The following is a 26,303-nucleotide window of genomic DNA, read 5'->3' on the forward strand; positions in this document are numbered from 1 at the left end:
AAATGTGTACGATAGGTTACTTAAACAGGTGGTGTGTAAATTCAACACGTTAAATGCCAAATTGTTGTAAAACATTTTATTCAAGCGCGATTGCTCGCCAATGTCCATTTAAGTAATTTCTGCACATCCTTTCGGCTGATTTGTCCAGGTTTTAACCGCCACAACCAATTTTTTTGTGATGACGCCGGGATATTCATGCGCGACTGCTCGTCAAGGCCAAGCAAATCCTGCACCGGTATGATACACGTTTTCGTCACCGAATTCATAGCCAGCCTGATCATCACTTCATTCACATTGCCCGATTTTATTTTGACGCCTGCGTAGTCAGCCAGACGGCGTTTCTCCTGCTTACCTGCATCCTGCCTGAACCAGCCTAAAGTTGTGTTATTATCATGCGTGCCCGTGTATACAACATAATTTTCGGAGTAATTATGCGGGATATAAGGCGATTGGGGCATATTATCGCCAAATGCAAACTGAAGCACCTTCATGCCCGGCAATTCAAAATCATCACGCAGCTTGTATACTGCATCATCAATATCACCCAAATCTTCCGCAATCAAAGGTAATTCCCCCAGTTCTGCCTTTAAAGTTTCAAAGAAATGGTTGCCAGGCCCCTGCTGCCATTTACCGTTTATAGCGGTAGTCTCGCCGGCCGGCACCTCCCAATATGCGGCGAATGCCCTGAAATGATCAAGACGGAGCACATCAAACAGCTCCATGTTCTTTTTCACGCGCTGTATCCACCATTTATAGTTTTGCTGCTTCAGCTTATCCCAGCAAAAAACGGGCATACCCCAAAGCTGTCCGTCGGCATTGAAATAATCAGGCGGCACACCTGCCACACCAAGCATTTTGCCCTGCTCATCCAGATTAAACAGCTCCCGATTGGCCCAAACATCTGCCGAATCGTAGCTTACGTAAAATGGGAGGTCGCCAAATAGCTTTATACCCAGGTTGTTGCAATACTCGCGCAACCCTTGCCATTGCTTAGCAAACACATACTGCATCCATTTAACCTTAAGTATTTCATCGGCATATTTACGACCAAAGGCTCTGAGCGCTTTCTCTTTACGTTGACTATAATCCGAATGCCATTCATACCAGGGCTTACCGCCGTGATGGTGTTTTATGACCACGTACAGCGCAAAATCATTAAGCCAGGCATCCTCTTCGCGGCAATAGCTTACAAAATCACTTTGCGAAGTCTTGCCTTGCTCTTGAAAAGCGCTCCAGGCTTTATTGAGTAATTGTTGTTTAACACGTTCAGCGGCAACATAATCTACTTCGGTTTTTGACGGCAATACATGCGTTTTTAAATCCTCAGGTGTCAGCAGTCCATCATTCGCAAGCAATTCCGGACTAATCAACACGGTATTGCCCGCCATAATTGAAAAAGAACTGTAAGGCGAATGGCTGTTTACCATCTCGGTAGGTGTAAGTGGCAGCAGTTGCCAGTACTTTTGCTGACTGTAAGCCAACCTATCTGCAAACTCTAAGGCTTGAGGCCCCAGATCGCCAACACCAAAATCCGACGGTAACGACGTAATATGCAGCAGTAAGCCTGATCCACGAGGATTTTCTTGCCGCTTAAAGCTGATCAACGCCAAGGGCAAATTATCTAAAAAGAGGTCTTTAATAAATAATTCTCCTTCTTGCGAACGGCCTTCTGTTCCTGTTAATTCGTTGCAGTAGCTCTCGGGCATTCCTTCAGGCATTATTATCCGGGCTGATGCCCAATTTATGACATCGTCTGAAATAATCGGTTGTATAACAGGAAGATGCAGCGGTATTATGGTCACTATCCATTGTTGCCGGTAATGTCTTGCATAAGCCAGGATATGCTTTTTATACTTACCCTTAACTTTTAAGGGAACGTAAGTACCAGCGGTAAAAATCTCAACATATTTATTCCTGATATCGAGTAGTTTTTTAGTAAGCCACAGCTTTATTGAAGCGGCATATTTCTCGTTCCAAAGCTTATCAAAATCCTCTTTTGCAGTTGATTGTATATCCCTTAATAAACTATCACTAAAAGCATAATCAACCGGTCGGCGATTATCCGGATCGACCAAGCTTAAGTCCCAACGCTCGCAGCCCTGGTAAATATCAGGTACGCCCGGGCAAGTGAATTTAAGTAGCAACTGCGATAGCGAATTAATGATACCATGGTCAGCAACTTGGGTACGAATAGCGGAAAAGCTTTTCCAAAACGGCGAATCCTGATCGAGTAATCCGGACGCGAAATTTTTTGCCGCGGTTTCATAAGCTTCGTCCGGCTCGGCCCATTGTGAGTGTTGCTTACCTTCGCGAAGCGCTTTCTCAAGATATTCGTGCAGGCGTTTTTCAAAATCATCGTCTCCCTGGCCTGGCATTGGGTAAGCGCCAACAATGGTTTGAAAAATCAGGTATATATCGTTAACGTCAAGCTTCTTATCGCCATCCAGTTGCGGATTTTCTTTAATCCACAACTCGATCACCTTACTCCAGGTATCCGGCATGGAAGATTGCGCGTTAAGCCTTGCCCGCACATCTTCGCCGCGCTTGGTATCATGTGTAGATGTACCATTTAATGCAAGTGGCCAATGGCTCTGCCGGTGCGTCATGTAGGCGTGAAAATCTTCTACCTTCAAGCCAAATGCGTCTGGCGCGTCGCCAACTTCGTTATGTGCTGCAAAGCGGTTATAAGTGTACATTAACGTATCCTCAACCCCTTTGGCCATCAGCGGGCCGCTTAATTGCATACACCGTTGGTAAAATTTTAAAGCATTGTCGGCATGCTCCTGCCCATTTTCTGCGGGATTTATAATTAATGCCTGCTCTAAAAGCGTGGCTGATGACTTTAGATCTGAATCGCTGTCTTTTATTTTTTTTATTATGGTGGATAGCTGCTGTGCTTCATCCACTGCAAGCGGCATACTATTACCGTAATACCGGTAAACCGGGCAGTAGATCAACAATTGGGCTATAGCCTCTTTAAGCTTTTCGTGATCTATTTGTTGATGCTTGTCCTCGTCTATCAAATTAAGTTCGCAAAAATACCTGGTCAGGTTAGCGAGCTCACCTGCCATATGGTGCTTTAGTATGTAAGCCTTTTTTTCATGGATATCAGCCTCGCTTAATTTGCCCTTACCAGTTAAGCGGTTGTATAACGAAGTAAACTGTTTTTCGCTGTCTGCATTCGTGAGTAAATTATTAACTACTGCAAGAAATTCGTAACCTGTCGCACCTTCAATAGGCCAACTTTGCAGCAGCTGCTCATCCTTTTCGAGAATTTTTTCTACCACGATGTACGTATCGTTACCAACAAGCTCGCGTAACTTTTGCAGGTAGCCGGTTGGATCATACAAGCCATCAACATGGTCAACTCGTACACCTTGAAACACTCCTTCCTTAAGTAATGATGCTATGAACTTGTGGTAATGCGTAAAAACGTGCGGATTCTGCATGTTCAGGCATATCAACCCGTTTACGGTGAAAAACCGGCGGAAGTTAATTTTGCTGTCCGTTTCCTGCCAATGGCATAAACGGTAATACTGCAAATCAACAAGCTGCGAAAGCTGTGCCTTATCCTGATTTATTGCCTTAACTGAGCGGTCAAGTTTACCCTTGTAACCCTCGTCAGAAAACAGCGATTTTAGCTGCATCCTCAACTCATTAAACTCAATGGCATAAGCATTTACATCATCATTTTGATGTAGCTGTTTAACCTGTTGCAGTAGTCTTTTCAGCGCGCTATCTTTTCCTTTCAAAACGGATAACACAGCATCATATGTGTTTATGTTTACCGGATAGTTATTATCATAATAACTCAGATAAATGGCACCATCCTCATACGTCAGCTTTAATTCATCATTGTTGATTACATCCTCAGGTGAAGCTCCCAGAAAAGGCAACATGATCTTGCCCTCAAAAAGTTCAGTTGTGGACGCCGTATCGAAAAAAGATGAATAAGCGGATAATGTTCCTTTTTCCAGCACATCCATTAACCACTTGTTTTTAGTGTCAAAAGCCATGTGGTTCGGTACAATATCCTGCAACCAGTTTATTCCAGCCTCTTTTAATTGCTTACTTACCTGCCGCAATTGTTTTAGCGTACCGATTTCCGGATTGACGGCATGCGGATTTGTAACATCATAACCATGTGTACTGCCTGGCACCGCTTCGAAAATTGGGGACGCGTAAAGCGTTTTTACTCCAAGAGATTGCAGATATGGAATTATTCGCTCAAGATTTGCAAAGGTGAAATCCTTATTGAACTGTATGCGATAAGTTGCTACTGGATTAAACATGACGATTGATGTATACGGTTACAGATTCAGGTAGTATCGAAGCGATTTGGACATTTTCTATTGGCTGATTTACTACCGCGCCGCCCCACTTTTCGTCGGCGCTGTTAAATAACGCGGTCCAATTAATATTTTCGGGCAGATCGACTTGTTGCACACTGTCAGAAAAATTCATGACACAACATATCTTTTCATCTTCGTGCCAACGCTGAAGCACAAGTGTATTTTTATCAGCATCAGAACTAACACTTAGATTATCCCTGTTTAATTCACTCAAAGCGTCGTAACTAACTCTTAGGTTAATCAATGCTCTGTAGTATTTCAACATCTGCTGATGCTTAGGCTGCGTGGTTAGCTGCCATTGTAGTTTCGATCTGTTAAATGTATCTTCAGATTGCGTATCGGGCGTTTCTCCTTCAGCATGAAAGGCTTTAAACTCCTCTTTGCGGCCTTTACGCACCGCTTTTACCAGATCATCGTCGGTATGGCTTATAAAGTATTGGAAGGGATTGGTTTCGGCCCATTCTTCGCCCATAAACAACATTGGTATGTACGGACTAACCATTACGGCTGCAGCCATTAGCTTTTGCATTTCAAAACTTACCAGCGTACTGCTGCGTTCGCCCAGCATCCGGTTACCCACCTGATCGTGATTTTGGGAAAACACTACAAATTGATTGCCCTTATTTTTTGACGCGCTTGCGCCAAATGTTTTAAGCCGGTGCGGCGAATAAATACCATCATAAACATAAGCATCGCAGTAAGCCTTAGCCAGATGTTTAATACCGGTAAAATCAGAATAATAACCGGTTTGTGGCTCGCCCGCGGTTACGCGCAAGGCGTGATGAAATTCATCAATCCATTGTACATCAACGCCATAACCACTTTCATCTAAACTGTTTATATAAACCGGATCATTTAAATCTAACTCTGCAATCAGATGGTGCTTTTTACCAGTTAAGGTCAATAACTGATTAACATGCTGTTTAATTTCCTTAAGTATGTGTGTCGGACTAAGATCTTTAATCGCATGGACAGCATCCATCCGCAGCGCGTCAATATGAAAATCCCGGAACCACATCAAGGCGTTTTCAATGTAATATAGCCGCACAGCATCGCACCAGGCATCATCAAAATTAATGGCATTACCCCAGGGGGTATGATATTTATCGGTAAAATAGACACCGAAGTCATTAAAGTAATTTCCTTCCGGGCCAAGGTGGTTATATACCACATCCAGCACAACAGCCAAACCTTTTGCATGGCAGGCATCAACTAAACGCATCAATGCTTCCGCACCGCCGTAAGTGTCCTGCACCGCATAGGGCAATACACCATCATAACCCCAGTTACGCCCACCGGGGAATTGCGCTACCGGCATAATTTCAATAGCTGTAACACCCAACTCAACCAGATGATCGAGTTTTTCAATGGCAGCATCAAATGTTCCTTCCGATGTAAAAGTCCCGATGTGCAGCTCATAGATGATGTAAGCATCCATCTTATGATTTACCCATGAGGCGTCCGTCCATTTAAACGTAGATAAATCAACAGCCATTGACGGCCCGTGCACACTTTCAGGTTGCGAAAGCGAGGCCGGGTCGGGGCGTTTCTTTTCGCCATCCAACATGAAAATGTACTTATCACCAGGCTTTATCCCGTCCGTTACAAGCGTCCAGTAACCAAAGTCGTCGGCATTAAGCGGCAAATCCAGCTTTTTTTCATTAACAACTACAGAAACCTCTTTTGCAATCGGCGCCCAAACAGTAATATGTGCAAAGCCATCGTGACCAAAATTTACGCCGAGGCTGCGTTTATTAATCTGCGGCTTCTTCATGCTTGTTATGATGCTCTAATAATACCACTGTACGCCCTTCAACGGTAACCGTATCGCCGGCGTTATAAACAGAACCATCTGCCTTGTAATTAGCCGTATTTAAAACGGCTTTCCACTTTTTGCCAAATTTTTCAGATGGCAACTTGTAATCAATAGCTTCATGAAAAGCGTTAAAGATCACGTAGTAACTATCATCCACTATACGCTCTCCCTTTGGCCCTAAGGAGTGAATACCCTTACCGTTTAAAAATACAGCTAACGACTTGGCAAAATCATGGCTCCAGTTCTCCTCGCTCATTTCATCGCCTTCAGGTAAAAACCAAGCGATATCCTCGAGCTTTTGCCCCTTTGCCGGTTGCCCCTGAAACCAGCGCCTGCGCCTGAAGTTTGGATGCTCTCTGCGGAAGTGTATGAGCTTTTGCGTAAACTCAAGCAAATCTTTATCAGCATTCTCCCAGTTTACCCACGAAATTTCATTATCCTGGCAGTAAGCATTGTTGTTACCACCCTGCGTACGACCTATTTCATCACCTGCAACCAGCATCGGTACACCCTGCGATAAAAACAGCGTCGACATAAAATTACGCTTTTGCTGCGCGCGAAGCTGATTAACCGCTTTATCATCAGTATCACCCTCTGCACCGCAGTTCCATGAGCGGTTATGGCTTTCGCCATCGTTATTGCCCTCACCATTGGCGTCATTATGTTTATCATTGTACGATACCAAATCGTGCATGGTAAAACCATCGTGCGCGGTTATAAAGTTTACGCTGGCAGTTGGCCTGCGGTAATCATCCTGGTACAGGTCAGGGCTGCCGGTAAAGCGCTGTGCAAATTCGCCAAGCATACTATCAGCACCACGCCAGTAATCACGGATGCAATCACGGTACTTACCGTTCCATTCAGCCCATCCCGGCGGGAACTTACCTACCTGGTAACCCCCTTCGCCCACATCCCAAGGCTCGGCAATCAGCTTAACCTGCGATATGATGGGATCCTGGTGAATGATATCAAAAAAAGCACTTAAGCGGTTAACCTCATGCAACTCACGCGCTAAGGTTGATGCCAAATCAAAACGGAAACCATCGACATGCATTTCAGTTATCCAGTACCGCAGGCTATCCATTATATACCTTAACACATTGGGCAACATAGCATTAAGCGTGTTACCTGTACCTGTGTAGTCCATAAAGAAACGCTTATCCTCATCAACAAGGCGGTAATACGATGCATTATCTATCCCTTTAAATGATAGCGTAGGCCCCATATGATTACCCTCGCCGGTATGGTTGTAAACTACATCGAGTATAACCTCTATGCCTGCTTTATGCAGCTCTTTAACCATATTCTTAAACTCGCTCACCTGCCCACCGGTTACGCCGCTTGAGGAGTAGCGGACGTCGGGCGCAAAAAAGCCAATGGTATTATAGCCCCAGTAATTGCGCAAGCCTTTTTCAACCAGGTAACGGTCATTCACAAACTGATGGATTGGCATCAGTTCTATGGCGGTAACCCCTAAATCCTGCAAGTGCTTGATGATAGCCGGATGCGCAATAGCCGCGTAAGAGCCACGGATATCCTCCGGTATCTCCGGGTGCTGCATGGTAAGGCCACGAACGTGTGCCTCATAGATCACCGATTGGTGATATGGCGTACGTGGCGGCGCATCATTGCCCCAGTCAAAATTATTATCAATTACTACCGATTTTGGTATGTAAGGCGCACTATCTTCTTCACTGTAGCTGAGGTCTTCCTGCTCACTGCCTACTTCATAGGCAAAAAGCGAGTCGTGCCAGTCAATAACACCGGCAATAGCTTTGGCATAGGGGTCTAACAGTAATTTGTTCGGGTTAAAGCGGTGACCGTTCTGAGGTTCATAAGGGCCATGCACACGGTAACCATATAACTGCCCCGGCTTAACACCTGGCAGGTATACATGCCAAACCTGGTGTGAGCGTTCGTAAAGCTTGATTTTTTGTGATTCGGATTTAGCATCTGTCGAATCAAATAAACACAGTTCAACACCGGTGGCATTATCAGCATAAAGGGTAAAATTTACGCCTTCGCCATCCCACGTTGCACCCAGCGGGTACGGTTTACCCGGATAAGTTATTATTTCCATAGATAGATTGTAAATGTTGTTATTGTGGCAGCAGAGATAAATCGGGCATCAGCTATAACGCCCGGCATCATTTTCTTGCCAGACACCTTTACTACAGCGAAACAACAATAATGTTTAAACAACCTTTAAAAACGGCTTAAATAATATATTATAAGGATAAATAAATATTAACCATAGCCTTAAGTGTAACTGTAGTTTTGCTAAAAACCTTTTTTATGAGATTGAAATTTACAATGATTGCGCTCTTAGTCGGACTGCATTGTTTTGCCCAGCAACAGTTTGCCCCGGTAAATCCAAACACCACACCCGAAGCACGCAAACTGCTCAGTTACATTTACAGCATCAAAGGCAAAAGCATCATAACCGGGCAGCACAATTACCCCAACACACCCGATAAACATTTGGACAGTATAAAAGCGATTACCGGCAAACAGCCCGGCCTTTGGGGCGCCGATTTTATTTGGAGCGGCACTAACGATGTTGGCCAAACCATAGTTGACCAGGCTATTGAACGTTACAAACAAGGCTATCTCATCTGCCTGATGTGGCACCAGGGCCGCCCGATTGACAACCCGCCCTATGCATGGAAAGAAAGCATCCAGGCCAAGCTCACCCCCGCCCAGTGGAAAGAGCTAACAACACCGAACACTGAATTGAACAAACGCTGGCTGGCGCAGGTTGACCAGGTAGCCGTGTGGCTTAAAAAACTACAGGATGCCAAAGTACCCGTGCTGTGGCGACCATACCATGAGATGAATGGCGTATGGTTTTGGTGGGGAGATAAAAAAGGCCCGGACGGCATCAGCAAATTATGGAAGATGATGTATGACCGCTACACCAACTACCATAAATTGAATAACCTGATATGGGTATGGGGTGCTAACGGCCCGCGCGACCTGCCGGAAGACCAGGCTTACTCATACAAATATTATTACCCGGGCGCGAAGTATGTAGATATTTTAGGTACCGATATTTACAATGCCGATTATGAGCAGAAGGATTATAACGAGCTTTTGCAGTTAGCCAAAGGTAAACCCATTGCTTTAACCGAAGTTGGCGAACTACCTAAACCCGAAATACTTAAAGCACAACCGGAGTGGGTATGGTTTATGGTATGGGGCGATTGGCTATGGACACATAATACCAAAGAACTGGTAAAAGGCAACTATGCCCGCCCGCAAGCCTTAACGCTTGATGAGATCAGTTACAAATAGATAATAAATTGTACTAAACAAAAATGCCGGGCTATATACCCGGCATTTTTATTTATTTAGAAACCGTATTGCTCGGCTTCGATAAGTTTCCCTGCAAATCAACAGCGCGAACCGTGTATCTTGTATTTGCATCACCGGTGTTTACCATAAACCAGGTAAGGGGTGTATAGCCTATACGCTTGCCGTTGCTGTAAATATTGTAGCCCATAAACTGGCGATTATCCGTTGAGGCAGTCCATTGCAGCCTTGCCCCTGTCGCGAGTTTTTTCAGTGTGATTTTTTGTGGTACTGATGGCGGCATCTTATCGGGCTTTAGCTGATTAATGCAGTTCATCAGCGCGCGGAAGTTGTGGTAAGTACCCTTCCAGATCTGGCCTTTTAAAGCAGTTTTCATTTCAGGCTCCTTATCAATACCGCCCGGGTACCAATCGCCGTGCTGATGGTCAATAAGATAGGTTTGTACATAGGTCCAGAGCTGTTTGAATTTATCGTAATATTTCAACTCATCCTTTGGATAAAGCGTGGACATCATTAACAACGAATTCAGCCCCTCGGCCTGTGCCCACCAGTTTTTACCATCCTTTATAATACTGATACCGGGCTGATCTTTAAAATAATAGCCCTCATCATAAAAACCGCCTACCTTGTTATCCCATCCGTTTTTCAGGGAATGGTCAACCATGCGTTTGGCTATTTTTAGGGTAGCTTCGTCATGCCCTAATCCCAGTACATGCGATGCTTCCAGCATCAGGTAAGCGGTTTCCACATCGTGCCCAAAGGATACATGATCGAGATAACGATGTTTCAGGATGCTTGTAGTTGTTGAATCGCGGGTTGAAACAGGAGTCCAATCCGGCTGAAAGAACAGGGTAAGATAGCCCTTTGGTGTGGTGATTTTATCGCGCACTAAAAACAACATCTCCTTCAGCCTTTCGCGTAGCAGGCTATCTGGCCAAACGGTATAAAGTTCGGTAAAGGCTTCGAGCAGGTGGATAGAGGTATTTTGATCTTTATAACCCTTATCAGATGTTGACGGAAAATCAGCCGTACGCTTTATCACGGTGCCATCCATTTCCATGTGCTGAAAGTATCCTTTGTTAACCGGGTCATGCGCATGTTTCTCCAGCCACCAAAAGGTTTGCTTGGCCAGGTTAAGGGCGGCTGTATCACCTGAGGCCTGGTAGTAGGCAGCGAGCCCGTATATGGCAAAGGAGTTACCATACGATTCTTTCGGCGCAAATGAATTTTCGGCCACGTTACCCTGTCGGTCGGTATAAGTGTAAAATCCGCCGTTCTGCTTGTCCCACATTTTATCCCGCAAAAACAAAAAACCGTGTTTGGCATCAGCCTTGAAGTACGGCACATTCGGATAAAACAACGCCGCCTTGGCGTTTGACCATACGTGTCTTGCCTGCGTCACGATCATTTTATGCTGATCAGGCGCTACTTTAAAATCATAGGTAAAAGCGCTCAGAAAGCCGCCGTAAGCGGTATCAACTGAACGGGGATACCATTTGTCGAGCAGTTGCACCCTGGCAGAACGTTCCATCTGTTTAGCGATTGCCTGCTTATCTTTTTGCGCTAACAGCATTTGAGGCATTATCAGGCTGCCTGCAAGCATTAGTTTGAGGCTATTTTGTACAAGTTTATGCATGGTTGAACAATTGGTTTCGAGATTAAAAATAGATGCTTAAGCCACCAAACCGCTATTTTGACAATATATTACAAGCATTTGGTAAAAATACATTACAAGGCTTTTTGCGCCCATGCTACTTTTAGCTTACCAACTATGTAACTTAACATATCTATGCAAATTTTATACAAATCAACCCTTCCGCTTCTCGTCGGCATAGCCACTGCCTGCTCGGTTTACGGCCAGCAAAAAAAGGCGATGGTGATCAATAGTAAAGATTACCTGGAACTGGAGGGCGTAAACGTGATGCTGGCGCATGATTTTTATCCGGAAGGGCACCAGGGTGGCGTTGGCGTTATACAGAACGGCCAGCGTACCGCTACCAACGGCGATTTACGCCTTGAACCTACGCCGGGACAATGGTCGCCTATACCCAAGGTGGGCAAACGGGTGGTTGACCGCCAGAAGAACGAGGTTAGCGTACGTATGGAGTACCCCAATCCGGATATGAACCGCAAGGGCTTTAACCCGATCATCTACCCCGACCTGAATTTTGCCTACAACATACGTGTTAAGCCGGAAGGCCGTTCGTTCCGCATAATTGTTGACCTGGATAAACCCCTGCCCGATGAATGGATTGGCAAGGTAGGTTTTAACTTCGAGCTATTTCCGGGCATACTGTTTGGCCGGTCATACTACATGGATCAGCAATTCGGCATATTTTCGCAGCAACCAAACGGGCAGATGTATAAGGATGCCGCGGGCGAATTACAGATTAAGCCGATGGCCAGCGGCAAATCACTAACCATAGTGCCCGAGCTTGATGCCCAGCGCATGACCATACAAAACCTTTCGGGCGGTAACCTGGAGCTTTTGGATGGCCGCGGCAAGCATAACAACGGTTGGTTCGTTATACGTTCGCTGGTAGCTAAAGGCGCAACTAAAAACGCTATTGAGTGGCTGGTTACGCCTAACGCGGTCAGCGGCTGGCAGTCCGAACCGGTGATACAGCTATCACAGGTAGGCTATCATCCGGCACAATCAAAAATAGCTGTTATCGAGTTGGATCGGAAGGATAAAACCCGCAAACAAGCCTCATTGCTGCGCATAGGCGAAAAGGGCGGATTGGAACCTGTGCTAACATCAGCACCTAAAGAATGGGGAGATTTTTTGCGGTACCATTACCTGCAGTTTGATTTTACCAAGGTAACCAAACCGGGCATGTACATGGTAAAGTACGGCAATTACCAAAGCCGCCCGTTCGCTATTAACGCTGGCGTATTTAAAGAAAACGTTTGGCAGCCTACGCTTGATTATTTTTTACCCGCGCAAATGTGCCACATGCGCGTAAACGAGAAGTACCGTGTTTGGCATGGCTGGTGCCACCTGGATGATGCCCGCATGGCCCCTATCGACTCAAACCACTTTGATGGTTATATTCAGGGCGGTTCAACACTTACCAAATACAAACCCGGTGATAACGTACCCATGCTTAACCGTGGTGCCTGGCATGATGCGGGCGACTTTGACCTTAGGGTAGAATCGCAGGCGGAAACTATTTACGGACTAACCCTGGCTTATGAGGAATTTGGCGAAAAGCATGATAACACCGCTGTTAACCAAACAACCTTAGTGACCGAGATACACGAACCTGATAACAAGCCCGACCTCCTGCAGCAAATTGAGCACGGCTTATTATCCGTTACAAACGGTTACCGCACTTTAGGCCGCTTTTACCGTGGCATAATTGAGCCAACCCTACAGCAGTATGTGTTATTAGGCGATGCTGCTAACCTTACCGATAACATCCCCTACAATAGCAAACAGCCACCTGTTAATGCTACTGGTATTAAAACCTGGGCCGACGACCGCTGGGTGTTTACGGAGCAAAATTCGCCGCGTGAGCTGGAAGCCGCCGCTGATCTGGCTGCTGCCAGCAGGGTTATGAAGGGATATAATGATACTTTGGCTACGCAATCTCTGCAAATAGCCAAAGAGGTTTGGAAAAACACGGCATCAAACAACATATTACCACGCATTCAATTAGCTGCCGAGCTTTTAATTACTACCGGCGATAAGGAATATGCCGATTACCTGATAAGTAAAACCGACGACATCACCAAAAACATCACCAAAACAGGCTGGTACGTTGGCCGTACATTAAAGCTGGTTAACAATCCGCAATATAAACAAGCAGTAAATGCTGCGGTAAAAACTATGTACAGTTCCATTGTGGCCGACGGTAAAAAAACGCCTTTTGGTGTACCTTACGAACCGGACATTTGGGGGGCTGGCTGGGGAATACAGGGTTTTGGCTTCAGGCAGTATTTTTTGCATGCCTCGTTCCCTGATATTATACCGACTGATTACATGCTGGATGCGTTGAATTTTGTATTGGGATGCCATCCGGGCTCGAATACCTCTTCATTCGTATCGGGTGTGGGTTCACAATCCATGACCACAGCCTATGGGTTTAACCGTGCGGATTGGTCGTACATACCAGGCGGCAGCGCATCAGGCACGGCACTGATCCGCCCGGATTTCCCGGAGTTGTTGAAATGGCCATTTCTATGGCAACAAGGTGAATATGTTTTAGGTGGCGGCACAACCGACTACCTGTTCCTGGCCCTGGCGGCAGATCATGTATTGAATAAGAAATAGATCAGAATATCTTAAAACAAAAAGCGGCCCGTAGTAATATAGGCCGCTTTTGTTTTATCTGCTTAATTGGTTACTTCTTTTTTAAAGCTGCTTTAATGGCTGCCTCAGCAAGTGGCTCCATCACTTTGTAACCTGTTTCGTTAGGGTGTACGCCATCATAGGTCAACTCCTTTTTAAGGCCTTGCTGCTCATCAGCCATCGGGGTAAAATAATCCAGGTAAACCATTTTGTTGGATGCGGCAAACTCTTTCAGGCTTTTGTTAATGGATGCTATTTTAGGCACAGGGTTAAGTCCGCGTCTCCATGGATAATCATAAACCGGCAATATAGAGGATATTACCACCTTAATACCATAATGCTGTGCCAGTAATGCCATCGATTGAATGTTGCCTACGATGGTTTCTTCAGATGTTGGCCCCGTATTGCCTGCAATATCATTGGTGCCGGCTAATATCACTACTACCTTTGGCTTCAGGTTAATCACATCCGGACGAAAGCGCAATAGCATTTGCGGGGTAGTTTGGCCGCCTATGCCACGATTTATGTAGGGCTTGCCTTTAAAAAAGGCAGGATCCTTATCGCTCCAGCCCTGCGTAATAGAGTTACCCATAAACACCACACGGTCTTCCCCCTTTGCCGGTGGCTGCACCGCGGCATTCTCTTTTTCGAAGCGCTTTAGGTTCGCCCAGTCTTCTCTTAAATAATTTAATTGTTTCAACTCTTTCGCCATACGTGCCGTATCAGCTGTTTGCGCAAAGGCATTTGAGAACAGCAGCGCCGAAAAAAGCGCCGGTAAAATGAAGATTTTTTTCATGGTGTGTTTCTTCTCCAGTGTTTTGTTTTTTCAATAAATGTAATCAGTTCATCAGCTATCAGGCGGTGTTCACTCAGGTCAGGATGATCACCGCAACCCTTATGGTAGCGTTTGCTAAAGTAGTATTTATACACGTTTTTATCGCCTGTATTATTTACTTCGCTAACAATACCGCGCAGGTAATTTTTTTGGACTTGCACCAGGCTACTATCAGCCATTGGACTGGTTAAACAAATAATAGTTGCTGATGGATAACGAGCCCGCAATCTTTTAATAAACGATATATAAGGCGGGCAAAACTTCACAGAATCAACGGGGCCATCGTTTTGCCCGAGGCATATGGTTACCACATCCGGCTGGTATCTTTTAAAATCCCATTGTATGGCATTGGCACGCAGGTTAATCTTGTCAAACACATCGGGCATAGTAACATCCATATTGCAGCAGCTATGGGTTAAACCGATGCCTGCAACAGCAGTAAGGTGCCACTGCGCGTTTAAAGCCCGTGCGGTTACAGGCCCGTAAGCCATATAAGCGTTATGCTGATCGTACCACTGGCCGGTGTTGCATGGAAAAGCGCTCTCATCGCTGCCTGTACCGCAGGTGATGGAGTTGCCTATAAATTCAATTTTACGTACCGGCAAGGGTGGTGGTGCAAGCAACTGTTTACACCGTAACCCAACAAATTCCAGATACCCAATGCCTGATTCGGTGCTTTTACAAATGGTGATCTCGTGCCTTGCGTCTGCAAGGTTATTGGCGACGATAATACTATTGCTTTTTTGTATTAGTTTAATACGTTGCACGGGCAGATCATCTATAGCTACCGAAATATAATTATGATCCTTGCCCCACATCATCTCATCATTGATGAGCAACTCGCATGATGTGCCTTTAAAAGCTGCCTTGATATAAACACCTGCAGCCCAAAAACGCGGCGACTGCGGATTGGTGAAATCAATGCGGCCCACATATTGAAATCGCTTGTCCGTAGATTTATATGTGTGGAGATTATCTGCAGGAGCTTTCCATGCCCACAAGGCTGTTAGCAATATAATTGCTATGAATATGCTAAAAATCCGCATCATCAAAATTATTGTTTTGCCGGATAGATTCTTGCCGCCCAGCCACCGCCACTACTCAAATGTACTTTTATCTTCTCTCTTGCTGATACCTTAACCAATTCGCGCACATAGTCCGTAGCATCACGATCAGCATTCACACCATCCTTAAATATCTCGGCTTCGTAAGTCCCTTTGGAGAGGAATGACAAGTCGATCTCCAGGTCACGCGCGTCCCAATTGGTCATAGCACCTACGTACCAGGTGTCATCATTACGACGCGCAATAGCTACATACTCGCCTACCTTGCCCAGCAACGGCACGGTTTCATCAAAAACAGTAGGTACTTTGCTTATAAAATTGGTCGACTCCTGCTCCCTTCGGTAAGCTGTCGGGTTATCGGCCAGCATTTGTATCGGGGCCTCAAATATTACATACATGGCCAGTTGGTGGCTGCGAGTGCCCTGGCTCATCGGGTTTGAGTTGATCGGGCGGTATGATGCCTTGTTGGCATTGCGCATGGCACCCGGAGTATAATCCATCGGCCCGGCCAGCATCCTGATAAAGGGGATTGACACATCATAACGGGGCACATCATCATTAAGTGCCCATTTTGAATTTTCTAAGCCCTTAACCCCTTCAAAATTGAACACATTAGGATAAACTCGCTGTATACCATCAGGTTTGTACATACCATGCAGATCAACCAGCAAATGATACTTAGCGGCAGTTTCGGCTATTTTATAAACGGATGAAGTTACCTTTTGATCATCCCGGTCAAAAAAATCTATCTTGAAGCCTTTGGCACCCATATCTGCATATTTTTTAAATATGCCATTCATATTGGCCATTACACCATGCCAGGTAGCCCAAAGGATTATACCTACATTTTTTTGTTGAGCGTAGGAAATGATCTCTTTTAAATCAACAGCCGAGTTGAGCTTGGTCATGTCAACCGAGTTACTCCAGCCCTCGTCCAGTATTACATACTCCAGTTTGTTCTCTGATGCAAAATCAACATAATGTTTATACGTAGCTGTATTGATGCCCGCTTTAAAATCAACGTGCGATATATTCCAGTCGTTCCACCAGTCCCAGGCCACTTTGCCGGGTTTTATCCAGGCTACGTCTTTTATGCGCGACGGGCCTGCCAGCTTTTGCACCATATCGTTATTCAGCAACGTTTTATCATCCGGCGCTACAATAACCGCTCGCCAGGGCAAAGCGGCATTGCCTTTAACGGTTGCTATGTAATCGGTTCTTTCGGTAACTAAGGTATTCAGCCTCCGGAGCTCTTCCTTAGCAGGATATTTGGCGAAGTCTGCCTTTAAGGCGTGCTGTTCGTCCTTGTTTTTTACCACATACATACCCGGATAATCTTCCAGCCCGGCCTCTAACACCGCAGCCTTAGCGCCGTTACCCAGATCAACCAGCATCGGTAAAAAAGCCAGTGAATCAGCAATTACTTTTGACAGCGGCACCTCATTATACAAAGCCTCAAACGAGGTTTGGTAATAGTCGCCTTTCAAACGCGGGTCATGCGCGTAAGGGATGAACACCTTATAATCATCGGCGAACTTAAAATTGGCGTCCTCGGCCATCACCTTTACGGGTTTAGTTTTATTGAGCACAAAGCGGTATGCAATACCATCATTATATGTGCGAACTATAAAATCGTAGCCACCCTTGCAATTGAGTGTTAGCTGCCGGTAATTTTCGGTAACGATTTTCTTTTTGTAATTGTAAGCCTCGAATTTTGAATTTACGGTTAGCGTTTTGTTTGATAGTACCTTTACATTATTACCAATTATCTCACCACCGTCAAGCCTGATAGCTGCCACAGAGGGCTGAATAACCTCGTTGCCGTTATAGCTTAAAGACCAATTGATTTGTTTACCGGCAATAAGCGTAACTTTAACTTTATTATCTGGAGAAGTGACGGTGTAGCTTTTTTGCTGCGCGATGAGTTGCTGGCAACTAAGCATTGCAAGCATGGCGAAGCTAAATTTGGAGATATTTTTCATTATTAATTACGATATAACTGTTTGGCTTATATTTTAACTCCGGCAAGATAGTATAACAAAAAGCTTTGCTGCGTGCCTATTTTAGCCTATAATATGTACAAGTTAGCCATTTAAAGATGAAGCAGGTTTAAGCATCTGTTCATATTGGGCTGTTCGTCGGTATATCTCTATACAAGTGCGACTGTTATGATAAGGGCATTTCCATATCCCGACTTTGTCTTCATGTTCCATTGATTTACCATCAGCATAAACACCCCACAACCACTCCCCGTTTACTTTATCAATTATATTTGATTTAACAAACTCCCATAGTTTAAGAGATATAGCCGCATACTTCCATTCACCGGTAAGTTGCCAGGCATTCAGATAACCCACCATAGCCTCGGCCTGAACCCACCAATGCTTTTCGCGTACCAGACCGCCATGTGTGGCATCGTATTCATACCATAAACCGCCATCCGTTGTGTCAATGCCTTCTAGGGCGGCATCAGCCATTTTTAAGGCGTAATTTGTAAACCGTGATATAAGTTGTTCATCTTTGATGATTTCTGCAGCCTCAAGTAATAACCACGATGCCTCAATATCATGCCCGTAGGAAACAAGCGTTGATCGCCGGTTCCACTCATCGTCAAAAAACAAGTGCAAGTGCCCGGACTTTTCATCAATAATATGCTCACTGAAATTTTGCAACAGCGTAATTATCTGCTGCCGCAAACCGTCGTCAGGCCAAATAGTATATAGATTCGCGTAACCCTCCAGCACGTGTAAATGCGTATTCATTGATTTTTTTTCATTCGCATCTTTCTCACTTAGCCGCAAATCATTAATCGGTTGCCAGTCACGGGTATAAGCTTCAAAATAACCTGTATGTTGGGTATCATAACTTTTTTCAACCAGTAGGTTATATAAAGTAATGGCCTGATCTTTTACCGAACCGTCAAGGGTAGCCTTGTAATATTCGGCCAAAGCGTAAACTACAAATGCATTGGCATATACCTGTTTCTTGGCATCTAACGGCTCACCCAAACAATTAACCGACCAATAAACACCACCGTATTGTTTGTCTGTAAAATATTGATTGATATATTGATAAGCACGTTTTGCATATTTAATATACTCATCATCAGCTTCAAAATTATAAGCGGCCGAAAATGCCCATAATATCCGGGCGTTTAACACCGCGCCTTTCGCGGCCTCATTATATCTGTTATTGGCATGATCTATCTGACCAATAAACCCACCGTTCACTTCATCAACTGTATAAGTAATCCAGTATTCGAGAATGCTTTTTAATTCCGATTTTAATTCTGAGCCATATTTGCGTAAGTCATTTATGTTTTCCAAAAGCCTCGCCTGGTTAATGATTTGTTGAAATATCAAGAAATTTCATGCTGCGATTAATCATCTAATAATTATTTACAGCATGCTTCAAAACTAAGTCGACAGCTTAATTGCCGATAATACTATTTTATCAAACTGTTATATAAAATGGTCATGCTTTGCAACAAACGCATTTTCTAATTTAAATTCACTGCGTTATTTTATCAATTATAAATGAGCACTTTACATACTTTAGAAAAACTTTGTTAATTTTTTAATAAGTTTTTACTTTGTAATAATCTTATTACTTAACTTACACAAAAATTAAAAAGCTAACCCTAATTAAGCTTAATGAAAACCTTTTTTAAACCTCTTGCAATTACCATTGCGGGTGCTGCTTTAATGGCATCAACCGCCCGAGCCCAAACCGAAACGGATGCCCTGATGATGGGCAAAAACAATTTGTGTATTGCCGCCGGATACGCATACAACTCTTGGAATAAATACTGGGAAGGCAGCCTCAATCGCGATAACGCTAATATTGGTACGTTTTCGTCATCAAGCATTATGGCGATGTTAAACTATGGTATTCGTGATGATCTGAATATTATGGTTTCATTACCGTATGTATCAACCAAAACATCAGCGGGCACATTGAGCGGCCTGAGTGGCTTTCAGGATTTGAGTTTTTATGTGAAATACAGGCCGCTGCGCAAGGTATTCAATAATAGTCAGAAGCTATCGGTATTTGCTGTAGGTGGATACAGCGCACCGAGCCATAATTATAATGTGGACCTGATGCCGGTATCTATAGGCATGGGTAGCAACGTTACAACCGGCCGGTTGATAGTTGATTACCAGCTGAGCAAATTCTTCGCGACCGCATCTGGCTCATATTTGTACCGAAGTAATGTGCAGATTGACCGTACGGCTTATTATACTACACGTCAAATTAACTCTAACCAGGTGCAAATGCCAAATGCCGGCGTGTACCAGTTCAGAACCGGCTACCGTACACCTTTTATTATAGCCGAAGCTTATGTAGACCATATGCGTACTTATGGAGGTTTTGATATACGCCGTAACGATATGCCGTTTGTTAGCAACACCATGAACAGTACCAACGTAGGCTTTGAAGGCAAGTACTACTTACCTAAACTCCGTGCGTTGGGCATACACGCGGCTGCATGGAGAACCTTGGAAGGCCGCAACGTTGGCCAGTCTACCGGGTTTATGGCCGGTGTGCTTTATACTTTAAACATGGCTAAATCAAATTAAATACCTGGTCTATGAAGAAACTATTTACTTACGCATTCCTTATCCTGTTAACGGCATCAATTAGCGCCTGTAATAAGGATATTAAAGAATACAACGACGATTTCCCGGCGCTTACACCAGCCAAACTTGATGAAGCAGCAGGCAATTGGAAACCACTTGTAATTACCTCTGCCGAGGAGTTCAACCTTCCGGCACCCGAAGCTGCAACATCAGCAGCTTACAAAAGCGAGGTTAACAACTTAAAATCACTATCAGCTAACCTTACAGCTGAGCAGCGTGCTATTGTTGACTACTGGAAGGTAGGCAGCGTGCTACGCTGGAACGAAATTATGCGGGAGCTGGTTGCCAAGCATAACCTGCCACCATACCAAAATCCGGATGGCACCTACCCTATTCCAAGTGCGGCTAACCCGTTCTCTTATCCACAATTTCCGTTCTCTAATCCGCCGTATGCTGCGCGTGCTTATGCTTACGTAAGCGCTGCGCAATATGATGCTTTGATTGCCGCCTGGCATTTTAAATACAAGTACAACCGCGAGGCGCCATACAAAACTGATGGCGGGATAACCGTTTCAGTGCCAAAGAGTGATTTGCCGGCCTATCCATCAGAAGACGCCGTTATTGCAGGCGCGTCTTTTGAGATCATGAAATTGCTGTTCCCTGCAGATATTGATTACATCAAGCAAAAGGCAGATGAAGAAAAACAATACCGTATGCTGGCCGGCGCTAACGTGGCAAGCGATATAATAGCCGGCGACTCGCTGGGCCGCTGGGTAGCGCGCAAAATTGTAGCCCGCGCGAAAACCGATGGTATGGGCGCCGCTGTCGGCAACCCGACTGTTTGGAAAAAGCTGGAAGATGATTGTGTTGCCAAAGGCGAAACCCCATGGTATTCGCTGGAGATACCTAAAAGGCCACCTATGCTACCGGTATTCGGCAACGTAAGACCAATGATGTTTACTGCTAACGATGTGCCCAACCTGCGCCCTGTGGCTCCGCCAGCGACCAATTCTGAAGAAATGAAAAAAGAAGTGGCTGAGGTATTGGACCTGACTAAAAATGCAACCCGCGAGCGCATGCGTATTGTTAACAACTGGGCAGACGGTGTAGGCACTTATACGCCACCAGGTCACTGGAATGCAATTGCTACTACCGAATTTGTTAAGCATCAATACAGCGAAGTACGTTGGGCGCGTAATTACGCCTTGCTTAATGCTGCACTTATGGATGCGGCCATTGTTTGCTGGAATACTAAGTATTATTACTTTAACGCACGCCCCTGCCAGTTAGATGCGCGTATAAAAACATTTACCGGTGTGCCTAACTTCCCGGCATATATATCAGGACACTCCACGTTTAGCGGCGCGGCGGCCACTGTACTGGCCTACCTGGTACCATCAAAAGCAAAAAGTTTTGAGGACATGGCCAACGAGGCATCCATGTCCCGCATGTATGGTGGTATTCATTACCGGTCTGATTGCTCGCAAGGGTTAATTACCGGCCAAAAGGTAGGTAATTATGCCGTTGAGCGGGCTAAGATTGATGGAGCGAATTGATGGTTAAGTTATATAGGGTAATCACCGTTGCAATAGTTTTATTCGCCAAATTGTCATTTGCACAAACTCAGTCAGATACATCGACCGCACTCAATGAAGTTACTATATCAGAAATAAAACGTAACAGTAATATTAAACGCTTAGACAGCATTAAGGGCACCTACATTTTCACGGGCAAAAAAACCGAGGTAATCAGGGTGCCCGCTCTTGATGCTGCTATCACCGAAAAATACGGCAGGCAGATATTTGCTAAAATACCAGGTGTTTTTGTGTATGATATGGATGGCACAGGCAATCAGGTAAATATAGCTACCCGCGGCCTCGATCCGCACAGGGGCTGGGAATTCAATATGCGTAAGGATGGTGTTATCACCAACTCGGATATGTATGGCTATCCGGCCAGCCACTATAACATCCCCTTAGAAGCAGTTGAGCGCATTGAACTGGTGCGCGGCACCGGCTCACTGCAATATGGTGCACAGTTTGGAGGCATGCTAAATTACATCAGCAAACAGCCCGTGGCAAAACCTTTTTCGTTTGAGAGTATAAATTCAGTCGGCTCATACGGTTTGCTGAGTACTTTTAACTCCATTAGCGGAACCAAGGGTAAATTCAGCTATTACGCATGGTTCAACAATAAAAGTAATAATGGTTATCGTGACAACAGCGATTCAAAATACAATGCGCAAAATGTAACCCTACTCTACCAGGTCTCACCCCAATTTTTATTGAAGGCTGAATGGACACGGTCGGACTATACCATACATCTGGCTGGTCCGCTTACTGACGCAATGTTTAGGGAAGATCCCAGAATGGCCACGCGCTCACGCAACTACTACAACCCTGTAATTAACATACCATCATTAACATTTGACTGGCAGCCCGGTAAAAACACCAGTATTCTGTTGACTACCTCAGCCATTATAGGCTCAAGGAACAGTGTGCTGTATGATAAGCTGGCTACTGTTGCAGATACCATAAATGCACAAACGCTGCAATACAATAACCGCCAGGTAGATATCGACCACTTCAATAGCTATACTTCAGAGTTACGTGTTCTGCACAACTATCGGTTCCTTGGGAATACTAACACCCTTTCTGGCGGGGTACAGTACATGAACAATAACCTGCACCGGCAGCAATTAGGTAAAGGAACCACGGGTAGCGATTATGACTTGACCCTGGTAATACCCGGCTTTGGTAGAGATATGCATTATAAGACGAATAACATTGCTGTTTTTGCGGAGAACAAATGGACTTTATCGCAAAAGCTCAGCATTAATAGTGGTTTCCGCATAGAACAGGGCACTACCGATTTAACCGGCACTATCAGCTATCTAAATCCGGCGGATGTTCCTAACACGATCAAACATAAGTTTCCGCTATTTGGCGTAAGTACGCAGTACAAGCTTAATAAACAAATGAATTTATATGCCGGATGGTCGCAGGCTTATCGCCCGGTAATCTTTAAGGATATTATTCCAGGTTCGGTATACGAGGTATCTGATAAAAATTTAAAAGATGCTAAGGGCTATAACTTGGAAGGCGGTTTTCGCGGTACGTGGAGCATATTAAGCTGGGACGTAACCTATTTCAGGCTGGTGTACAAAAACAGGTTAGGTACATTAGCTTTGAAGAACGCAAATGGTGAAGATATTATTTATCGAACCAATATCGGAAACTCGGTTAATAATGGCGTTGAATTTTTCACACAAGCAGATATAAGGCTGAGCGGTAAAACCGCGCTGACGCTCTTTACCGCTACCGCTTACATACATGCCGTTTATCAGAACGCCCTTGTGCGATCCGGCACAACCAATGTTGATGTAAGTGGCAAAAAGGTAGAAAGCGCTCCCGAATGGCAAAGCCGCAACGGTGCAACGTTGAAATTTGATAGATATAGCTTTACTGTTTTACACAGCTACACTTCAAACTCATTTGCTGATGCGTTAAACACGGTAACACCTAATGCTTCGGGCTCTGCAGGTTTAGTACCATCATATCATATTTTTGATGTGAATGCCAGGATAAATATTACACGTAACCTAAACATGCGCCTTAACCTGAACAATGCGTTCGATAAACAATATTTCACCAAACGGCCACAATTTTATCCGGGGCCGGGTATCTGGCCTTCAGACGGGCGGACTTTTTCCGCCACTGTGGGCATAAAAATATAAATCACCGGCTAATTAACCGGTGATTTATATTTCTGTGTTTTGCTATTAATGCGCTATAGCATCGCGCATTGCTTTTACTTCGTCATGCGCTTTTTGCAATATCGCTTTTTGCTTGGTCAGCATTTCGCGAATATATGCAGGTATAAACTCTTCTTGGAGCGCTGTATTGTAAGCCTTCAATATTGCATCCTCGCCAAATTCACATTCTTCCAATATACTGTGTGTATTGTGGCCGGTAAATTTGGCTTTCAAATCCAGCCAGGTACGGTGCAGCGAACCTGAAAACGAAGTAGTGTTCTGCACATCCTTCGGATTGCTTAACGCTTGTACTTCTGTGGCCAGTTCCATTTTAAATTCATGGCTTTGGCCAATGCAATTGGTAAACAGATAACGAATGTCTGCATCCTGCTCTTTCAAGTCTTTCAACGCTTTCTCGAAACCGTTGATCCGGTCGTTATTGATCTGAACCAGGTCGTTCAAAATCTCAACTGTTGCTTTTGTATTTTCCATGGTGATGTTGTTTTAAAACAGCCACCTATCCGCTTATCTTCCTGATTATCCAGATGATGATGGCCACTACGAGTATTACAATTATAATACCAACGTATACGCCTGCTTTAAATATATCGCCAATAACCTGGCAGCTGCTTAAGCTCATTATAGCCAGCATAAAGGCCAGCATACTAAATTTTCTCATGGGTATATGTTTATAGTTACGATGTTATTTATTTGTTAACAGAAGCGCTGCCCGCTATGTTTTTGCTCAGCGGTATTATTTATTGGTCGATATGTTTATTTTAGCCGCCGATGAACGTAACAGACATTTTTTTAAAGATTGATAATATAAGCGTACATGGATATAACCAGCTGTTATTTGAAAACTTATCGCTAACCATACAAAAGGGCGAAAGCTGGGCTTTTGTGGGCGCAAGCGGGTCAGGAAAAAGTGCCCTGCTGCAAACCATTGCCGGTAAGCTTAATATCACCAATGGCACTATTAGATACGGTTTTTGGGATAAGTATATCCGGTCGCATCCCGAAGAGAGCCATATCACGTTTCATCAGCTGATAACCTTGCTCGAGTCAAAGCATCACTTCAAAAACCTTTCAAACACCACTGATTTTTATTATCAGCAGCGCTTTAATTCGTCCGACTCGGAGGACGCTCCAACCGTAACCGAATACTTACAAGACATACGGCCGCTAAAAGGCCGCGAGCGCTTCACAACAGATCAAGCTATCAGCTTGCTCAACCTGCAACCGTTGCTCCATAAAAAGCTCATCATGCTCTCCAACGGCGAAACCAAGCGCCTGCGCATTGCATCGGCACTAATTAAAAGCCCTGCACTTATGCTGATGGACAACCCGCTGGCCGGTCTCGATGTAAATACTCGGCACGAGTTCAATAATATTATAGGCACAATCACCGAAACTGGCATATCGGTTATCATCACAGCTGCGCCGAATGAAATTCCGCCGGCTATAACGCACGTGGCAGTGCTTAAAGATGGTGCTATAATTGAAACCTGTACGCGCGAGAGCTTCGATGCCGGTAAATACAATTTTCACACATCAACCGCTATTGACGGTAACGCTATAGCTGCACTTGCTAAGCAAACGGAGGCTCCGCCGTACGAGTACATTGTGAATATGCACAATGTCAACATTAAGTACGGCAATAACCAGGTACTAAAAAATGTGAACTGGCAAATTAAACCCGGTGAGCACTGGGCGCTGCTGGGGCCAAACGGGGCGGGCAAATCAACATTGCTGAGCCTTATTAATGGGGATAATCCGCAGGCTTACGCAAACGATATCGTATTATTTGACAAGAAACGCGGCAGCGGCGAAAGCATCTGGGACATTAAAAAACTTATCGGTTATGTATCCCCGGAGTTTTACCAGTATTTTCCGGCGGATAACAGTTGTTTGCAGGTTGTAGAATCGGGTTATTATGATACATTAGGCCTGTTCCGGCCGTCAAACCCGGCATACCAACAAAAAGCCATGCAATGGATGAAAGTTTTAGAGATAGATCAATACGCCCGCACCCTGCTTAAAAATATACCTGCATCGGCACAACGGCTTTGCCTGCTGGCACGCGCGTTGGTAAAAAACCCGCCATTATTAATATTTGACGAACCTTGCCAGGGACTTGACAGCCATCAGCAGGAAAACTTTAAAAGTATAGTTGAGCAAATTTGCCTCAACACACCGGTTACCCTGATATATGTTACGCATTATCAGCATGAAATTCCGGATAGCGTTGATAAGGTTTTACGGTTGGAAAAGGGTGAAGTTGTCAGTTGATTAA

General features: G+C 44.7%; 16 protein-coding genes. 6 read left to right on the plus strand and 10 right to left on the minus strand.

All coding sequences use genetic code 11. The features are described 5' to 3' along the window. Nucleotides 1-80 precede the first annotated feature (80 nt). From treY to glgX, 3 genes are read right to left on the minus strand one after another with little or no spacing between them, the layout of a single operon-like run. Nucleotides 81-4,292 carry a malto-oligosyltrehalose synthase gene (gene treY / locus LT679_RS15455; protein ID WP_232178512.1) on the minus strand — a complete coding sequence of 1,404 codons (4,212 nt, stop codon included), beginning with the start codon at nt 4,290-4,292 and terminating at the stop codon, nt 81-83. After that, nucleotides 4,285-6,126 (minus strand): malto-oligosyltrehalose trehalohydrolase, encoded by a 1,842-nt coding sequence (gene treZ / locus LT679_RS15460; RefSeq protein ID WP_232178513.1) that lies wholly within the window; start codon nt 6,124-6,126, stop codon nt 4,285-4,287. The genes treY and treZ overlap by 8 nt, the downstream gene beginning before the upstream one ends. Continuing rightward, on the minus strand, nt 6,107-8,248 hold the full coding sequence (gene glgX / locus LT679_RS15465; protein WP_232178515.1) for a glycogen debranching protein GlgX: 2,142 nt from the start codon (nt 8,246-8,248) through the stop codon (nt 6,107-6,109). Before glgX ends, treZ begins: the two co-directional genes overlap by 20 nt. Before the next feature lie 233 nt (nt 8,249-8,481). Here glgX and LT679_RS15470 point away from each other — a divergent pair, with 233 nt between their 5' ends. Continuing rightward, on the plus strand, nt 8,482-9,462 hold the full coding sequence (locus LT679_RS15470; protein ID WP_232178517.1) for a glycosyl hydrolase: 981 nt from the start codon (nt 8,482-8,484) through the stop codon (nt 9,460-9,462). A gap of 52 nt (nt 9,463-9,514) precedes the next feature. Here the strand turns inward: LT679_RS15470 and LT679_RS15475 are convergent, their stop codons facing one another. Further along, the gene (locus LT679_RS15475) at nt 9,515-11,116 is read right to left on the minus strand and encodes an AGE family epimerase/isomerase (RefSeq protein WP_232178519.1); all 1,602 of its coding nucleotides are present in this window, start codon (nt 11,114-11,116) and stop codon (nt 9,515-9,517) included. Between the two features lie 153 nt (nt 11,117-11,269). Between LT679_RS15475 and LT679_RS15480 the strand changes: the two genes are divergently transcribed. Then, a complete protein-coding gene (locus LT679_RS15480; protein ID WP_232178521.1) occupies nt 11,270-13,756 on the plus strand; it encodes a glycoside hydrolase family 9 protein in 2,487 nt (828 codons plus the stop codon). Nucleotides 13,757-13,826: 70 nt separating this feature from the next. Here LT679_RS15480 and LT679_RS15485 read toward each other — a convergent pair whose 3' ends face one another. The 4 genes from LT679_RS15485 to LT679_RS15500 all read right to left on the minus strand — a co-directional run bounded on the left by LT679_RS15485 (nt 13,827) and on the right by LT679_RS15500 (nt 18,999). Continuing rightward, on the minus strand, nt 13,827-14,570 hold the full coding sequence (locus LT679_RS15485) for an SGNH/GDSL hydrolase family protein (protein ID WP_232178523.1): 744 nt from the start codon (nt 14,568-14,570) through the stop codon (nt 13,827-13,829). Continuing rightward, nucleotides 14,567-15,658, minus strand: coding sequence for an SGNH/GDSL hydrolase family protein (locus tag LT679_RS15490; protein ID WP_232178525.1), 1,092 nt, complete (start codon nt 15,656-15,658; stop codon nt 14,567-14,569). The genes LT679_RS15485 and LT679_RS15490 overlap by 4 nt, the downstream gene beginning before the upstream one ends. 5 nt (nt 15,659-15,663) lie before the next feature. Then, nucleotides 15,664-17,655 carry a glycoside hydrolase family 97 protein gene (locus LT679_RS15495; RefSeq protein ID WP_232178528.1) on the minus strand — a complete coding sequence of 664 codons (1,992 nt, stop codon included), beginning with the start codon at nt 17,653-17,655 and terminating at the stop codon, nt 15,664-15,666. Between the two features lie 102 nt (nt 17,656-17,757). Then, on the minus strand, nt 17,758-18,999 hold the full coding sequence (locus LT679_RS15500) for an AGE family epimerase/isomerase (RefSeq protein WP_232178530.1): 1,242 nt from the start codon (nt 18,997-18,999) through the stop codon (nt 17,758-17,760). Nucleotides 19,000-19,326: 327 nt separating this feature from the next. Here LT679_RS15500 and LT679_RS15505 point away from each other — a divergent pair, with 327 nt between their 5' ends. The 3 genes from LT679_RS15505 to LT679_RS15515 are packed head-to-tail and all read left to right on the plus strand — an operon-like array spanning nt 19,327 to nt 23,989. After that, entirely contained in the window at nt 19,327-20,253 is a 927-nt protein-coding gene (locus LT679_RS15505; RefSeq protein ID WP_232178533.1) for a hypothetical protein, read from the plus strand. An 11-nt stretch (nt 20,254-20,264) separates the two neighbouring features. After that, entirely contained in the window at nt 20,265-21,809 is a 1,545-nt protein-coding gene (locus LT679_RS15510; RefSeq protein ID WP_232178535.1) for a phosphatase PAP2 family protein, read from the plus strand. Further along, nucleotides 21,809-23,989 carry a TonB-dependent receptor family protein gene (locus LT679_RS15515; protein WP_232178537.1) on the plus strand — a complete coding sequence of 727 codons (2,181 nt, stop codon included), beginning with the start codon at nt 21,809-21,811 and terminating at the stop codon, nt 23,987-23,989. The genes LT679_RS15510 and LT679_RS15515 overlap by 1 nt, the downstream gene beginning before the upstream one ends. Before the next feature lie 45 nt (nt 23,990-24,034). Here the strand turns inward: LT679_RS15515 and LT679_RS15520 are convergent, their stop codons facing one another. Further along, nucleotides 24,035-24,499 (minus strand): PA2169 family four-helix-bundle protein, encoded by a 465-nt coding sequence (locus LT679_RS15520; protein WP_232178538.1) that lies wholly within the window; start codon nt 24,497-24,499, stop codon nt 24,035-24,037. 25 nt (nt 24,500-24,524) lie between these two features. After that, complete coding sequence (locus LT679_RS15525) at nt 24,525-24,686, minus strand: hypothetical protein (RefSeq protein ID WP_232178540.1); 162 nt, start codon at nt 24,684-24,686, stop codon at nt 24,525-24,527. A 110-nt stretch (nt 24,687-24,796) separates the two neighbouring features. Here LT679_RS15525 and LT679_RS15530 point away from each other — a divergent pair, with 110 nt between their 5' ends. Further along, nucleotides 24,797-26,299, plus strand: coding sequence for an ATP-binding cassette domain-containing protein (locus tag LT679_RS15530; RefSeq protein ID WP_232178542.1), 1,503 nt, complete (start codon nt 24,797-24,799; stop codon nt 26,297-26,299). Nucleotides 26,300-26,303 lie beyond the last annotated feature (4 nt).

The organism is Mucilaginibacter roseus (assembly GCF_021215455.1).
GTDB lineage: Bacteria > Bacteroidota > Bacteroidia > Sphingobacteriales > Sphingobacteriaceae > Mucilaginibacter > Mucilaginibacter roseus.